Origin of the sequence: Mesorhizobium sp. M0678 (assembly GCF_040320505.1) — a bacterium.
In the GTDB taxonomy this organism is placed as follows: domain Bacteria; phylum Pseudomonadota; class Alphaproteobacteria; order Rhizobiales; family Rhizobiaceae; genus Mesorhizobium.
This window is the reverse complement of the sequence record NZ_JAMYPT010000010.1, coordinates 123224-137068: the sequence shown is the minus strand read 5'-3', so window position 1 is coordinate 137068 and position 13845 is coordinate 123224. Positions and strand designations below refer to the sequence as shown.

General features: G+C 63.0%; 15 protein-coding genes and 1 riboswitch. Of the genes, 9 read left to right on the top strand and 6 right to left on the bottom strand.

Annotated features, from left to right (window positions below):
* Nucleotides 1–39: 39 nt before the first annotated feature.
* Nucleotides 40–948, top strand: coding sequence for a LysR family transcriptional regulator (locus NKI29_RS19445; protein ID WP_352570569.1), 909 nt, complete (start codon nucleotides 40–42; stop codon nucleotides 946–948).
* 107 nt (nucleotides 949–1055) lie between these two features.
* Nucleotides 1056–1856 (top strand): lysophospholipid acyltransferase family protein, encoded by an 801-nt coding sequence (locus tag NKI29_RS19440; RefSeq protein WP_352456697.1) that lies wholly within the window; start codon nucleotides 1056–1058, stop codon nucleotides 1854–1856.
* 27 nt (nucleotides 1857–1883) lie between these two features.
* Here the strand turns inward: NKI29_RS19440 and NKI29_RS19435 are convergent, their stop codons facing one another.
* Nucleotides 1884–2504, bottom strand: a complete 621-nt coding sequence (locus NKI29_RS19435; protein WP_352570570.1) for a LysE family transporter — start codon at nucleotides 2502–2504, stop codon at nucleotides 1884–1886.
* A 78-nt stretch (nucleotides 2505–2582) separates the two neighbouring features.
* Nucleotides 2583–3530 (bottom strand): aldo/keto reductase, encoded by a 948-nt coding sequence (locus NKI29_RS19430; RefSeq protein ID WP_352570571.1) that lies wholly within the window; start codon nucleotides 3528–3530, stop codon nucleotides 2583–2585.
* 344 nt (nucleotides 3531–3874) lie between these two features.
* Between NKI29_RS19430 and NKI29_RS19425 the strand changes: the two genes are divergently transcribed.
* Nucleotides 3875–4855 (top strand): quinone oxidoreductase family protein, encoded by a 981-nt coding sequence (locus NKI29_RS19425; protein WP_352456700.1) that lies wholly within the window; start codon nucleotides 3875–3877, stop codon nucleotides 4853–4855.
* A 19-nt stretch (nucleotides 4856–4874) separates the two neighbouring features.
* Here NKI29_RS19425 and NKI29_RS19420 read toward each other — a convergent pair whose 3' ends face one another.
* Nucleotides 4875–5408, bottom strand: a complete 534-nt coding sequence (locus NKI29_RS19420) for a gamma-glutamylcyclotransferase (protein ID WP_023677914.1) — start codon at nucleotides 5406–5408, stop codon at nucleotides 4875–4877.
* A gap of 113 nt (nucleotides 5409–5521) precedes the next feature.
* Between NKI29_RS19420 and NKI29_RS19415 the strand changes: the two genes are divergently transcribed.
* Nucleotides 5522–6523 (top strand): DUF2125 domain-containing protein, encoded by a 1002-nt coding sequence (locus NKI29_RS19415; RefSeq protein ID WP_352570572.1) that lies wholly within the window; start codon nucleotides 5522–5524, stop codon nucleotides 6521–6523.
* A 134-nt stretch (nucleotides 6524–6657) separates the two neighbouring features.
* Here NKI29_RS19415 and NKI29_RS19410 read toward each other — a convergent pair whose 3' ends face one another.
* Nucleotides 6658–7593, bottom strand: coding sequence for a prephenate/arogenate dehydrogenase family protein (locus tag NKI29_RS19410; RefSeq protein ID WP_023677912.1), 936 nt, complete (start codon nucleotides 7591–7593; stop codon nucleotides 6658–6660).
* 6 nt (nucleotides 7594–7599) lie between these two features.
* Complete coding sequence (hisC, locus tag NKI29_RS19405) at nucleotides 7600–8709, bottom strand: histidinol-phosphate transaminase (RefSeq protein ID WP_352570573.1); 1110 nt, start codon at nucleotides 8707–8709, stop codon at nucleotides 7600–7602.
* A 139-nt stretch (nucleotides 8710–8848) separates the two neighbouring features.
* Nucleotides 8849–8926, top strand: a riboswitch (SAM riboswitch).
* A 76-nt stretch (nucleotides 8927–9002) separates the two neighbouring features.
* On the opposite strand from hisC, the gene metX reads away from it, so the two are divergent.
* From metX to NKI29_RS19390, 3 genes are all read left to right on the top strand, one after another.
* Nucleotides 9003–10172, top strand: a complete 1170-nt coding sequence (gene metX / locus NKI29_RS19400; protein ID WP_352570574.1) for a homoserine O-acetyltransferase MetX — start codon at nucleotides 9003–9005, stop codon at nucleotides 10170–10172.
* Between the two features lie 115 nt (nucleotides 10173–10287).
* Nucleotides 10288–10902, top strand: a complete 615-nt coding sequence (gene metW, locus NKI29_RS19395; RefSeq protein WP_352570637.1) for a methionine biosynthesis protein MetW — start codon at nucleotides 10288–10290, stop codon at nucleotides 10900–10902.
* A 130-nt stretch (nucleotides 10903–11032) separates the two neighbouring features.
* Entirely contained in the window at nucleotides 11033–11380 is a 348-nt protein-coding gene (locus NKI29_RS19390) for a hypothetical protein (protein ID WP_352471436.1), read from the top strand.
* A gap of 85 nt (nucleotides 11381–11465) precedes the next feature.
* Here NKI29_RS19390 and NKI29_RS19385 read toward each other — a convergent pair whose 3' ends face one another.
* Nucleotides 11466–11786: a DUF1330 domain-containing protein gene (locus tag NKI29_RS19385; protein ID WP_352570575.1), complete on the bottom strand. Its 321-nt coding sequence runs from the start codon at nucleotides 11784–11786 to the stop codon at nucleotides 11466–11468.
* Nucleotides 11787–12020: 234 nt separating this feature from the next.
* Here NKI29_RS19385 and NKI29_RS19380 point away from each other — a divergent pair, with 234 nt between their 5' ends.
* The gene (locus tag NKI29_RS19380; protein WP_352452472.1) at nucleotides 12021–12767 is read left to right on the top strand and encodes an SDR family NAD(P)-dependent oxidoreductase; all 747 of its coding nucleotides are present in this window, start codon (nucleotides 12021–12023) and stop codon (nucleotides 12765–12767) included.
* Between the two features lie 42 nt (nucleotides 12768–12809).
* Complete coding sequence (locus NKI29_RS19375) at nucleotides 12810–13835, top strand: RNA polymerase subunit sigma-70 (protein ID WP_352797012.1); 1026 nt, start codon at nucleotides 12810–12812, stop codon at nucleotides 13833–13835.
* The last annotated feature ends 10 nt before the right edge of the window (nucleotides 13836–13845 follow it).

Below are 13845 nucleotides of genomic sequence, written 5' to 3'. Positions count from 1 at the left end.
TCCTTCCGTTTTTCGGGAGGGCAACTTTTCGGGAGAGCTATGGATCGCCTCCAGTCCATGTCGCTTTTCGTTGCCGCGGCAGAGACAGGCAGCCTCTCGGCTGCCGGGCGCCGCTTCGGCATTCCGCTGACGACGGTCAGCCGCAAGGTTTCGGACCTGGAAAAGCACCTGAAGACACGGCTGTTGAACCGCTCGGCGCGGCAGCTGTCGCTGACCGATGCAGGCCACGCCTATCTCGCCGCCTGTCGTCGCATTCTCGATGAGGTCGGCGAGGCCGAGCGAATAGCCGCCGGCGAATACAATGCCCCGACCGGCGAACTGATCGTCACTGCGCCGATCGTCTTCGGCCGCCTGCATGTGCTGCCGGTCGTCACCAGCTTCCTCTCCGTCTATCCTGAGGTAGGTGTGCGGCTGACACTCGCCGACCGGATAACCCAGTTGGTCGAAGAGCACATCGACCTCGCCATCCGCATCGGCGAGCTTGCCGATTCGAGCCTGATCGCCACCCGCCTGGGTTCAATCCGCCGCGTCGTTTGCGCGAGCCCGGCCTATCTCGCCGAGCACGGCACGCCGAAAACGCCGCAAGAGCTTGCAGCGCACAGTGCCATCACCTTTGAAGGGCTCACCGCTGCCAGTTGGACCTTCGCCACCGGCAAGGCCGAATTCGCCGTGCCGGTCCGCTCCAGGCTACGGGTCAACACCGCTGAGGCAGCGATCGATGCGGCGATTGCCGGCGTCGGCGTGACGAGGCTGCTTTCCTACCAGATCGCCGCCGCAGTCCGGTCGGGTACGCTGCGCCCGGTGCTGCAAGAGTTTGAGCCCGACCCATGGCCGGTGAGCCTCGTCCATGCCGGCCAAGGGCTACTGCCGGTGAAGCTGCGCGCATTCCTCGACTTCGCCGCCCCGCGCCTGAGACAGCGCCTGCTGCAGGCCGCGTGGCAAACGTGAAGAAGACGGCCCATCGCAAGGCCGGGCCGATCGCCCGCCTCGCAGCGTTTCCTTTTTGCCGGCGCTTGGTGTAACCAACGCACACCTCCTCACCGGGCACATGCTGTATGCTGTATTTCCGCTCGCTGGCGTTCAATCTCGCCTTTTACCTCAATTTGATCGTCCAGATGATCCTCTGGACCCCGTATTATTTCCTGTCGCCACGCCATCGCGCCTGGTTCGTGCCGAAATTCTGGTCGCGCACCAGCATGTGGCTCTACGACAAGATCGCCGGCACCAGAAGTGAGATCACCGGCCAGGAAAACCTGCCTGAAGGCTCCTTCATCCTGGCGCCGAAGCACCAGTCCTTCTGGGACACGATCGCTTTCCTGCCGTATCTCGACGATCCCGTTTACATATTGAAACGGGAGCTGACCTGGATCCCGTTCTTCGGCTGGTACATTTTGAAGATGCGGATGATTCCTGTCGACCGCGGCAGCCGCTCGAAGGCATTGAAGACGGTGATCGCCGCGACCAAACAGGAATTGGCGCGCAATCCGCGCCAGCTGATCATCTATCCCGAGGGCACCCGCCGGGCGCCGGGCGACGAACCGGTCTACAAATACGGCATCGTCGAACTCTACGCGCAACTTGGCATTCCGGTGGTGCCGGTCGCTCACGTCGCCGGCCTCTATTGGCCGCGCCGCAAGTTCCTGCGCTATCCCGGCACGATCAAGGCGCGCTTCCTGCCACCGATCCCGCCCGGCCTCGGCAAGGACGAATTTATGCAACGGCTGATCGGCGAGACGGAGGCCGCCTGCGACCAGCTTCTCGTCGAGGCGGCGCAGACGCCGAACCCGCCGCCGATGCCGCCGACGGCAATGAAACGGCTTGGTGAGCTGGATGCGAAACCTGAATTGAAAGGCTGAAACAACGGCCTCAGATGCCACAAAGACTTATGGCAGGGCAGCCAGCGCGGCCGTCGCAACCAGCGTCACGGCAAACACCAGATTGATGATCCGCGACGCCAAGGGTTTGCGCAACAAACGTGCAAAAGCCGCGCCGGCGAGAAGCCACAAGAGATGAATGGCAACAATCATCAAGGCGAGGACCGCCAGCTTGGCTGAAATAGCAAGACCGCCGGTGCCGGAAGACGCGCCGGCAAACACGGCGGCAATCGCCACATAGGCTTTCGGATTGGCAACGGCCAGAAGGAACCCGCCCAGGAAAGTGGGAAGCGCCGCCCCACCAATGCGTGCCGCCAGTGGCGGCGTCGTCGCTATCTTGAACGCCAGATAGAGGATGTAGGCTGCTGACGCGACCGCCAACAGCGCTGCGAGCTTCGGCAGCGCGGTGAGAACGGCCATGATGCCCGTCGCCACCACCAAAAGCACGAGGACCGTCCCGACAACGATTCCCGAGGCATAACGGAGCGAATCGCGCAGGCCGAATGCGGCGCCGATCGCGGTGACACTTATCGTCGCCGGCCCCGGGCTGCCCATAACGATGGCCGATGCCAGCACAAGCGCCAGCAATTGCTGCCATAGCTGCTGATCGAGAAGACCCTGTCCGGCCATGCGACGTCCCTGCATCCTGCGACGATGCAGGGACGGTAGGGCAAGGCAGCGGCGCCGGTCTTGAACGATCGTGCGCGGCTATGCGCTGGCCTTGTCGAGCTCGGCGATATCGTCCGGGCTGAGCTGCAACGACGCGGCACGCACCAGGCTGTCGAGCTGGTCGAGCGTCGTCGCGCTGGCGATCGGAGCGGTGACGCCGGGCCGTGCCATGACCCAGGCAAGCGCCACTTCCGCTGGCTTGGCCGAATGTCTGGCTGAAACGGCATCGAGCGCTGAGAGAATGCGCATGCCGCGGGTGTTGAGATAGCCTTTCACACCGCCACCGCGCAGGCTTTTGCCGAGGTCGGCCTCGCTGCGGTACTTGCCGCTCAGAAACCCCTTGGCGAGGCTGAAATAGGTGATGACGCCGATGTCCTCGGCCGCGCACAGATCACGCAGCGGACCATCGAAGGACGAGCGGTCGTAAAGGTTGTATTCCGGCTGCAGCACCTCGTAGCGCGGCAGGCCGCGCAGGCTTGCTACGTCGAGTGCGGCCCGCAACTGGGCGGCGTCGAGGTTGGAAGCGCCGGCATAACGGATTTTGCCCTTGTCGAGCAGTTTCTGGTAGGCGCCGAGCGTTTCCTCATAGGGAGTGGCCGGATCAGGCCAGTGCGACAGATAGAGATCGATTGTATCGACCTGCAGCCGCTTCAGCGTGGCGTCGATGGCCTTTTCGATGTAGGCGGCGGACAGATCCCTCTTGCCCTGCCCCATATCCGAACCGACCTTGGTGATAACGACAACCTTGTCGCGGTTGCCGCGGCTTTTCATCCATTTGCCGATAATGGTTTCGGATTCGCCGCCCTCGTGGCCGGGAATCCAGCGCGAATAGGAATCGGCCGTGTCGATGGCGTTGAGGCCAGCGTCGACAAAGCGGTCGAGCAGGTCGAACGAGGTTTTCTCATCGGCGGTCCAGCCGAACACATTGCCGCCCAGAACCAATGGCGCGATGGATAGGTCGGTGCGACCGAGACGACGTTTCTGCAAGGCTGATCTCCATGGTGATTCATGCTGGGGCGGGTGGGAGCCGCCGACCGAGCTAACCTATGTCGCACCGTGGCAACGTCAAACGCATAGCCTCTTTTCCAGCCCGCCGGCGCTTCACAAAACCGCGACCCGCCGCGCCGTGTCGGGCTTCAAGACGCTGTCCCGAATTTCCAAACCAGTACCCTCTGAGGAAACAATCTGGCAAGTTTAGCACATAGATTGTCAAATCTGCCAATTCAGACCTTTGCCGGCCGGCCATAGGTTCCGCGGCGCCGACGCAAATCTCGGCACGGTCTGGCCAAGCCCGGACTGTTTGCCCCGGATCGTTTGTTGTGGAGACCGGAATGAAAGCAATTGTATTTGACGCCATCGGCTCGCCGCGCGACGTGCTCTATGTGGACGACCTGCCGATGCCGCGGATCGGCGACGGCGAAGTGCTGGTCAGGATGGTCTCGGCCTCGATCAATCCGGGCGACTTCCTGTTTATCCAGAACCTCTATCCCGAACCGAAGAAGCCGCATTTTCCCCGGCAGATCGCGGGAAACCATGGCGCCGGCATCGTCGAAGCCGTTGGCGCGGACGTTTTGCTGGAACCGGGCACGCTTGTCGCATTCAGCTATTATGGCAGTTGGGCCGAGTACGCGGCGATTCCCGCCGAATGGCTGATCCCGTTGCCTGCCGGCTATCCGGTCGAACGCGCCGGGCAGATGGTGAACCCCATTACCGCGTGGGATCTGCTGGTGGATTCCCGTGTGCGGCCTGGCCAGTGGCTGGCTGTCACGGCCGGCTATTCGTCGATTTCGACAATGGTGATGCAGTTCGCCCAACGACGCGGCATCAACGTCATCGCGCTTGTGCGGCGCTCGCACCAAAGCTTCGACCTGAAGACGCTTGGCGTCGGCGCCATTCTTGACCTTTCGGACTTGAAGACAAGTATCCGGGAAGCGGTGATGGATATCACCGGTGGCGCCGGATTGAACGGGATTATCGACAATGTCGGCGGACCTGTCAGCGGCGAATTGATCCGCACCCTGGCGCTCGGCGGGCAGATGGTGATCAATGGCGGCATGAGTGCCGAGCGCTTCGAGCTGCACAATTTCGATGTCTTGCTGAGCGGCGTCGAGATCAGGGCGAATATCTATCGCTATTTCTTTTCGCCGCTGGCCGAAGCCGACCGGCCTGTGCTACGCGAGATTATCGACACCTTCGGCCAGCCCGGCTTCCACGTTCCTGTCGGCGGTCTCCACCCGCTGACCGAGTTCAAGCTTGCCGTGGCAAACAGCCTGGATCGCGCCGATCTTGGAAAACAGATTTTCAGGATGTAGCCCGCTCACGACACCGAAGCTACGTCGCGACCCGTCTTGTCACGTCTTCCAGCCAGTGGTCGCTTATACCCAGTGCTTCGAGGTGCTCCAGCGTGCTGAGCACGTAATCCTCATTCCTCCCCGACTGGCCGACGGCGCCGCGGACGACGGCCGCCGCCTCGGCTGCGTCGAGCGCACCGGCATATTGCTCATGGCTGCGGTCCACGACATAGGCGACGGCGTCGACCGTCTCGCCCCCATCCGTTTTACCCTTGTCGAGGCGAACGCTGAGCACACGTTCGAGATAGACGTTGGTGACCAGCTCGCGTTCGCGCAGATAGGTAATGACCTCGTTGCGCAGCTCGCCTGGAACCCGGAACGCGAGCCCGATGCAGGAGCCGCCGCGGTCGAGGCCGAGCACCAGGCCCGGCCGTTCGCGCGTGCCGCGATGCACGAAAGAATAGACGCACAGCGAACGGCGGTAGCCATGCAGGCGGGCGCGCCGCGTCTCGACATGCGCGAATCCCGGTCGCCAGATCAGTGAGCCGTAGCCAAAAACCCAAAAATCGCCCATATCGCCAAGCCTGATTGTGACGAACCACCCACCGGTGGTGTTTCAGTCCGTCTACCTGTTGTTGCCGCAAGCGACAGCCCGCCCGTGCCACCCGCGTTAACGAAAGCCGCAGCATGACGTCAAGTGACGAGCGCCCGCCGCCCAGCCAACGTCGCCGCCTGTTGTGGCTTGCCGCTTTCATTCTCGTGCTGTTCGGCATCTACAGCGCGGGCTGGTTCTACCTGGCGGACCTGGTCGAGAGCGCGACCGACAAGGCGGTCGCCGATCTCGACGACAAAGGCATCAGGGCCGACTGCGCCAATCTCGCGGTCAGCGGCTATCCCTTCAGCTTCACCGTTTCCTGCGACAGCCTGGCTTACGAGGACGACAGCCGCAACGTCGCGGCATCGACAGGCAAGATCAACGCCGCCACGCAGATCACGCGGCTTCTGTCGCCTGCCGCCGAGCTCAGGGGGCCGCTCAGGACCTCAGTTCCCGGCATGACCCCGCTCTGGATCGACTGGGATGATCTGCGGGCCGACATGAAGCTGTCCTGGCCGCTGCCGAGGCGCCTCTCGCTGCAGACAGAAGGCCTGTCCGGCCAGACCGATCCGGCAGACGACACCGATCCCGTCTCGCTGTTCAGCGCCGGAACCGCCACGGGACAATTGCGCCCAAACGGCCCGGACATCGACTATGCCGGCAATTTCACCGATCTTGAAATCGACGCGGCGGCCATCGACGGGCGCGTCTTGCCGCCGCTGGACGGCAGCGGCGACCTGACGCTGAAGAACGGCGTGACACTGATCAAGGCAAATCCGAAGAGCCTTCGCGGCCAGGCCGCCGAAATCCACAAGCTCGATCTGTCGTCCGGAACCGCGCGCATCACCGTTTCCGGACCGCTGTCGGTCGATGACGACGGTCTCATAAATGCCGACCTGACAATCAGGCTCAATGATCCGAAGGCCGTGGCGGCAATCCTCGCCACCGCCATCCCCGAGCAGAAGAAACAGATCCAAACCGGCTTTGCCGGACTGGCGCTGCTCGGCAACCAGCCGTCGATGCCGCTGAAGATCGTCAGGGGCAAGGCCTCGCTCGGCTTCATCCCGCTCGGCAAGATCAAGCCGCTCGACTAGAGCAACTCCAGGAAAAGTGTGAAACGGTTTTCCGTCCGGAATTGCGCAAAAACAAAGAGATAGAGCGGTTCGGCGTTTCTGTGAAACGATGAACCGCTGTAAGCCAGGCTGGCCTGCGATCGGCCTGCCGCGGCTTATCCCTTCGGCGGGTGTTCGACTGCCTGGCGGCCGAAATCCGGTACGTCGATATCCTGGCCGGCCTCGATGATCGAGCGGCGGACGGCGCGGGTGCGGGTGAACAGGTCGAACAGTTTTTCGCCGTCGCCCCAGCGGATCGCCCGCTGCAGCGAGGACAGATCCTCGGAAAACCGCGCCAGCATTTCGAGAATGGCGTCCTTGTTGTGCAGGCAGACGTCGCGCCACATGGTCGGGTCGGACGCCGCGAGACGGGTGAAGTCGCGAAAGCCGGAAGCCGAGTATTTGATGACCTCGGACTTGGTCACCGACTCCAGATCGTCGGCGGTACCGACGATGTTGTAAGCGATGATATGCGGCAGGTGCGAAACGATGGCCAGCGTCATGTCGTGATGCTGCGGGTCCATCGTGTCGATGTTGGAGCCGCAGCGGCGCCAGAATTCCGAGAGCTTTTCCAGTGCTGCGGGATCGGTACCGGGCAGAGGCGTGAAAATGCACCAGCGGTTCTCGAACAGTTCGGCAAAACCGGCGTCCGGTCCCGATTTTTCGGTGCCGGCCAAAGGATGGCCGGGGATGAAGTGCACGCCATCAGGCACATGCGGCTGCATCTGCGCGATCACCGATGCCTTGGTCGAGCCGACATCGGTGAGGATGGCGCCCTTCTTCAGCGCCGGCGCGATCTCTGCGGCGACCGTGCCTGAAGAGCCGACCGGCACCGAAACGATAACCAGATCAGCATCGCGAACCGCCTCTTTCGCATCCGTCGTATAGGTGTCGCCAAGGCCGAGTTGGCTCGCCCGTGCCAGCGTCGCGTCGCTGCGCGTCGAAATCGCGACTTGGCCGGCGAGTCCCTCGCGGCGGATGACGCGGGCCAGCGACGAGCCGATCAGGCCGATGCCGACCAGCGCGATCTTTTCGAACATCGGTGAGGTCATGGTGTTCTAGCTTTTCAGGAATGTCGCGAGTGCTGCGACAACGCCGCGATTGGCCTCTTCGGTGCCGATGCTCATGCGCAGCGCGTTCGGAAAACCGTAGCCGGAAACGCGCCGCAATATGTAGCCGCGCGCACTGAGGTAGTCGTCGGCGGCCGCCGCCGAATGCTTTTTGTCCTCGGGAAAGTGGATGAGGATGAAATTGCCGACGCTCGGCGTCACCCGCAGCCCGAGCCCGCTTAATTGCTCGCTCAGCCAGGCCAGCCAGGTCTCGTTGTGCGCGACGCTGCGTTCGATGTGGGCACGGTCGCGGATCGCCGCGATGCCGGCCTCGATTGCCGTCGCATTGACGTTGAAGGGTCCCCGCACGCGGTTGATCGCGTCGATGACGTGCATTGGCGCATACATCCAGCCGATCCGCGCCCCGCCCAGGCCCAATTTGGAGAAAGTGCGGGTCATGACCACGTTTTCCGCGCTGCCCACCAACTCGACGCCGGCTTCATAATCGTTGCGCCGGACATATTCGGCGTAAGCTGCATCCAGCACCAGAAGCACGTTTCGCGGCAGGCCGGCATGCAGGCGGCGGACCTCCTGGAACGGCACGTAGGTGCCGGTTGGATTGTTTGGATTGGCAAGGAAGATGATCCGGGTAGCCGGCGTCACCGCGGCGAGGATCGCATCGATATCGGCGCGTTCATCGGTCTCCTTGACCGTCACCGGGACGGCACCGGCCGACTGTATGTAGATCTTGTAGACCATGAAGCCGTGTTCGGTGATGATGGCTTCGTCGCCGGGCGCGAGGTAGGTCTGCGCCAGCAGGCCCAGAATCTCGTCGGAGCCGTTGGAGCAGACGATGTTCGCCGGGTTGAGCCCGTGCACCTCGGCGATCGCTTCCCTCAGGCGCCTGGCGCTGCCGTCGGGATAGACCGCGAGCTTGTCGGCGACCGCGCGCGCGGCCTCTATCGCCTTTGGCGAAGGACCGAGCGGGTTCTCGTTCGCCGACAATTTATGGACCTTGGCGACACCTTCAGGCGCCGCGCTCTTGCCGGGCACATAGGCTTCGATGTCCATGATGCCGGCGCGGGGCCTTGGACGTGTCTGATCCGGTGTCTGGCTCATTTCATGAAATCCGTCGAGAGTGCCTCCATCCGGAAGCCGCAGCGGAAATACAAGCCGTGGCCCGGAATGTCGAGGGGCCGGCAATTCGGGATCAAGAACTTGCCGTTGACGAAGCCATGCGCGAGTCATAGAAGAACGGCTACAGTTCCGTGGTGATTTGGCCGGTCGGCTTGCAGCCACGTTAAACAACTTGCTAAAGGGCCGTTTGCATCTTGTAACCGGCTTTGCGAAGGCATGGCCGGTTTTTTGTTGCCCAGACCGGTGGACAACTGAAGGCCGGGCAAGGAGATGTGATGGTCGCTTTGCGCGCGCGAAAAACCAACAACGAGGCCGACCAGCCGTCGAGCCCGGTGTTGCGTTTCGGCGCCGACAAGCCGCTCAAGCTCGACGCCGGCACGCTGCTGTCGCCGTTCCAGATCGCCTACCAGACCTATGGCACGCTCAACGACGCGCGCTCCAACGCCATCCTCGTCTGCCATGCGCTGACCGGCGACCAGCATGTCGCCAACACCAATCCGGTGACCGGCAAGCCGGGCTGGTGGGAAGTGCTGATCGGTCCCGGCAAGATCATCGATACCGACCGTTTCTTCGTCATCTCGTCAAACGTCATCGGCGGCTGTCTCGGCTCCACCGGCCCCGCCTCGACCAATCCCGCCACCGCCAAGCCCTACGGGCTCGACCTGCCGATCATCACCATCCGCGACATGGTGCGGGCGCAGCTGATGCTGGTCGAGCATTTCGGCATCGAACAGCTGTTCAGCGTGCTTGGCGGCTCGATGGGCGGCATGCAGGTGCTGCAATGGGCCTCCAGCTATCCGGAGCGCGTCTTCTCGGCGCTGCCGATCGCCACCGGCGCCCGCCATTCCTCGCAGAACATCGCTTTCCACGAGGTCGGCAGGCAGGCGGTGATGGCCGACCCGGACTGGCATGGCGGCAAGTATTTCGAGCACAGCAAGCGGCCGGAAAAGGGGCTGGCGGTGGCGCGCATGGCCGCCCACATCACCTATCTGTCGGAAGCAGCGCTGCACCGCAAGTTCGGCCGCAACCTGCAGGACCGCGAAGCCCTGACCTTTGGTTTCGATGCCGACTTCCAGATCGAGAGCTATCTGCGCCATCAGGGCATGACCTTCGTCGATCGCTTCGATGCCAACTCCTATCTCTACATGACCCGGGCGATGGACTATTTCGATCTCGCCGCCGACCATGGCGGCCGGTTGGCCGATGCCTTCGCCGGCACCAAGACGCGCTTCTGCCTGGTTTCGTTCACCAGCGACTGGCTGTTCCCGACCGAGGAGAGCCGCTCGGTCGTGCACGCGCTGAACGCGGCCGGCGCTTCGGTCTCGTTCGTCGAGATCGAGACCGACCGCGGCCACGACGCCTTCCTGCTCGACGAACCGGAACTGTTCGCCGCCATCAAGGGCTTCATCGCCTCGGCCGCGCGGGCGAGAGGGCTCGGCGCATGACCCCGAAAAGTTGCGGATTGTTCGGATCAGGACCATGTGCCAGGCATCAGCGCATGACCCCGAAAAGTTGCAGGCTTTTCGGATCAGGGTCATGCGTCAGGCAAGAGGCGAACGCATGAGCGTCAACCGCGCCCAGCGCGTCGACCTCGAAGTCGTCGCCGATCTCATCCCGCCGCAGTCGCGGGTGCTGGATGTCGGTTCCGGCGACGGCCTGCTGCTCGAATTGCTGCAGGCGACCAAGAAGGTCGACGGTCGCGGCCTGGAACTGTCGCAGCGCGGCGTCAACGAATGCGTGGCGCGCGGCCTGTCGGTTATTCAAGGCGATGCCGACAAGGATCTCCAATTCTATCCCGACAAGGGTTTCGACTTCGTCGTTCTGTCGCAGACCTTGCAGGCGACCCGCAATCCGAAGCTGGTGCTCGACGAACTGCTCCGGATCGGCAACCGCGCCATCGTCTCATTCCCGAATTTCGGCCACTGGCGGGTGCGCCTTTCGCTGCTCTTCAACGGCCGCATGCCGGTGACCAAGGACCTGCCCTATTCCTGGTACGACACGCCCAACATCCATTTCTGCACCATTCGCGACTTCGTCAATCTGTGCGACGAGCTTGGCGCGACGGTGGAAAAGGCAACCGCGCTCGACGCCAACGGCCAGCGGATCGGCTTCTCCATGCCTTGGTGGTTCTGGAACTTTTTCGGCCAGCAAGCGGTATTCCTGCTGAAACGATAGGTTTGACAGGCAGAAGCAACGAACCTCAGACCTGCGCAAGAAACCATATTTTCAATTTTCAATCCAATGAAGTTGCCCGGCATTCTTTGTTGCTTTAACAGGTCTCAAACGGGTTGGTTTGGGGGAAGCAATGAAGACGTTAGTATTAGCAACAGCTTTGATGTCGGCCACTTTGATTTCCGGATGCACGACGTCGAAGACCGATTTCCAGAATGGACAAGTCGCGTTGAGCGGCAGCCCGGCGCTGAAACGGCAGGCGATCCAGCGGTGCATGACCAAATTCAAGATGCGGTTCGGCAAGGTTGAAAGGGCAAACCTCGCCGCGCTCATGAACGTCCCGGATGCCGGATTGGAACACACGTTCTGCACGCGATTGATGAACGGCTTCGCGAACGGGAGGATCAACTACTCGGATTACCTGGCTGCATTGTCGCATGGCGACATGTCCAACGCGATCAAGGTGCTGCAGGGGCGGTGAAGCTGCCGATGCAGACGCGATCCAAATTCGGTGCCGCCAGATAGATGGCGGCACCATAGACGCCGGTTGTACCCGATCATTCCCCCTATTCAGGCACGTCCGTGGCCTTGTGGGGGTGCTGGACGCCGTCGACGAAGACCACGTCGGACTGGGAATTGCCGGTGCGCAGCGGCAATATCTCCTGATAGGCGGGCGAGTCGTACCATGCACGTGCCTGCTGCCGGTTGGGAAACTCGATGACTATGAGATAGCCCGGCCAGGTGTTTTCAACGATTTCCACCTCGCCTCCGTGCACCACGAAGCGGCCGCCAAACGGTTCCAGCGTGGCATCGATCTTGTGCAGGTACTCGACGATCTGCGGCCCCGGCGTGACCTGGCGCATATGGGCGACGGCGTAGGCGGTCATGGCGTGTCTCCTTGTGGTCGAAGGCCGGACAACCGGCTTGATGGGAGCATTTTGCCGAGACGTAGTGCGCTGGTCGATTACCCCAGAGGTAATGACACTGAATACAAAAGCGACGCGCGGCTGCCGTCACCTGAAAGATATTTCCGCCTGGCACCGATGATTTCCACCCGCCTGCGCTGTCCTTATCGATGAGCGCGTCTGGATGGTCCGGCGGCCGGGAACGAGAGGTGATCCATGGGATCGTTGCAAAATCAGAATGTCGTCGTCGTCGGAGGCAGCCGTGGTGTCGGCCGCTCGATCGCGGAGGCCGCTCTCAAGGAGAAAGCGACGGTGCTGGCCGTCGCCCGCGGAAAACAGGCCCTGGCGCAATTTGCCTGGGAGGTCTCGGGCGTGAAGACGCTCGCGGTCGATGCTACGGTGGACTCCGCCCCGGATAAGGTCTTCGCCGCGCTTGAGCCGGACGTACTGGTGATCTGCGCAGGTGCGCTGGCCCCTTCTGCGCCGGTGCATGAACAGAACTGGAAGGCGTTCTCGGCAAATTGGGACACGGACGTCAAGGCGTCGTTCCTGTTTTGCCGGGCCGCTCTGCGGCGTCCGCTCAAACCGGGGACCCGGATCGTTCTGATCTCCAGCGGCGCGGCTTTGACCGGCGGACCACCGAACGCCGGCGGCTATGCCGGCGCAAAACGCATGCAGATGTTCCTGGCCGGTCATAGCCAGAAGGAGGCCGACCGGCTTGGCCTCGGCCTGCGCTTCATGGCGCTCGCGCCGATGCGCATCATGCCGGAAACCGGCGTGGGCAAAGCCGGCGTCGACAGCATAGCGGCCTATATGGGCATCCAGCCGGCGGACTTCATCGCCGCCATGACCGACATGCAAACGCCGGCCGATGTCGGACGGGCGGTGGTCGCACTCGCCACCGGCCAGCCGCAAGGCAGTTCCTTCATGGTGAGCGGTAGCGGGCTTGCCCCGGCCGCCTGAGGGGCGCGTAATGCAACGCTCGCTCGTAACCGCACAAGCCACATGACAGACGCTCAACCACCTCTGGAACCATCACGCCAGCCGATCCTCGATCGGCTGGCCTTCGAGAAGGTCACGGCCGCGCATCGCCGCGAGCTCAAGCTGCATTGTTATCGCATGATGGGTTCGCTGCACGAGGCCGACGACCTCGTCCAGGACGCGTTGCTTCGCGCCTGGCGCGCAAGATCGGAGTTCGACGGGCGAGGTTCGGTTCGCGGTTGGCTCTACATGATCGCGACCAACGCTTGCCTCAACGCCATCAAGGCGAGGTCGAGGGCGCGTCGCATTCTCCGGGAACCCGGACGGCAGCCCTCGCACGGGGCGGCCATAGGCGGGCCTGTAGCCGACATCGCCTGGCTGGAGCCCTACCCCGACGCCGAGCTTCCAGACGTTGCCGGCAGCGAGCCAGGTCCGGAAGCCCGTTACGAGAGCCGCGAGGCCGTCCAGCTCGCCTTCGTCGCGGCGATCCAGGATCTGCCGCCCAGGCAGCGCGCCGCGCTGCTGCTTGCCGACGTCCTCGGATGGTCGGCTGTCGAGACGGCGCGTTTGCTGGGCGGATCGACGGCTTCGATCAACAGCGCGTTGCAACGGGCCCGCGCAACGCTGGCGGCGCGCTATCCTCAGGGACGGCCGGCCAGCCGATCACGGCCCAGCCCCGAAGAAGGCCTGCTGCTCGAACGCTACATGCAGGCCTGGCAGGCCGCCAATCTCGACAGCTTGATCGAGCTGCTGCGTGAGGACGCCATCTACACCATGCCGCCTTGGCGTGAATGGTATCAAGGCCGCGAAGCGATCCGCGGTTTCTTCGAGACCGTCTGGCCTAAGTTTGGCGGCTTCCGCACACTGGCCAGCCGCGCCAATGCCCAGCCGGCGGTCGGGGTTTATTCCCGCAGCCACGACGGCCCTGAATGGCGGGCCCATTCCCTGCATGTGTTCGACGCAGCCGAGGGCGGGATCGCTTCCTTGACGATCTTCATAGGGCCGCTCGGGCCATCTCTGTTCCCGGCCTTCGGCCTGCCACCAGCCTAGCTTACCCCTG

Excerpts from the sequence above, each read along its gene's own strand:
- NKI29_RS19415 (WP_352570572.1), top strand. The coding sequence starts at position 5,522 with ATGACGTCAAGTGACGAGCGCCCGCCGCCCAGCCAACGTCGCCGCCTG.
- metW (WP_352570637.1), top strand. The coding sequence starts at position 10,288 with ATGAGCGTCAACCGCGCCCAGCGCGTCGACCTCGAAGTCGTCGCCGAT.
- NKI29_RS19375 (WP_352797012.1), top strand. The coding sequence starts at position 12,810 with ATGACAGACGCTCAACCACCTCTGGAACCATCACGCCAGCCGATCCTC.
- NKI29_RS19390 (WP_352471436.1), top strand. The coding sequence starts at position 11,033 with ATGAAGACGTTAGTATTAGCAACAGCTTTGATGTCGGCCACTTTGATT.
- NKI29_RS19425 (WP_352456700.1), top strand. The coding sequence starts at position 3,875 with ATGAAAGCAATTGTATTTGACGCCATCGGCTCGCCGCGCGACGTGCTC.
- hisC (WP_352570573.1), bottom strand. The coding sequence starts at position 8,709 with ATGAGCCAGACACCGGATCAGACACGTCCAAGGCCCCGCGCCGGCATC.
- NKI29_RS19410 (WP_023677912.1), bottom strand. The coding sequence starts at position 7,593 with ATGACCTCACCGATGTTCGAAAAGATCGCGCTGGTCGGCATCGGCCTG.
- NKI29_RS19380 (WP_352452472.1), top strand. The coding sequence starts at position 12,021 with ATGGGATCGTTGCAAAATCAGAATGTCGTCGTCGTCGGAGGCAGCCGT.
- NKI29_RS19435 (WP_352570570.1), bottom strand. The coding sequence starts at position 2,504 with ATGGCCGGACAGGGTCTTCTCGATCAGCAGCTATGGCAGCAATTGCTG.
- NKI29_RS19440 (WP_352456697.1), top strand. The coding sequence starts at position 1,056 with ATGCTGTATTTCCGCTCGCTGGCGTTCAATCTCGCCTTTTACCTCAAT.
- NKI29_RS19445 (WP_352570569.1), top strand. The coding sequence starts at position 40 with ATGGATCGCCTCCAGTCCATGTCGCTTTTCGTTGCCGCGGCAGAGACA.
- NKI29_RS19420 (WP_023677914.1), bottom strand. The coding sequence starts at position 5,408 with ATGGGCGATTTTTGGGTTTTTGGCTACGGCTCACTGATCTGGCGACCG.
- metX (WP_352570574.1), top strand. The coding sequence starts at position 9,003 with ATGGTCGCTTTGCGCGCGCGAAAAACCAACAACGAGGCCGACCAGCCG.
- NKI29_RS19385 (WP_352570575.1), bottom strand. The coding sequence starts at position 11,786 with ATGACCGCCTACGCCGTCGCCCATATGCGCCAGGTCACGCCGGGGCCG.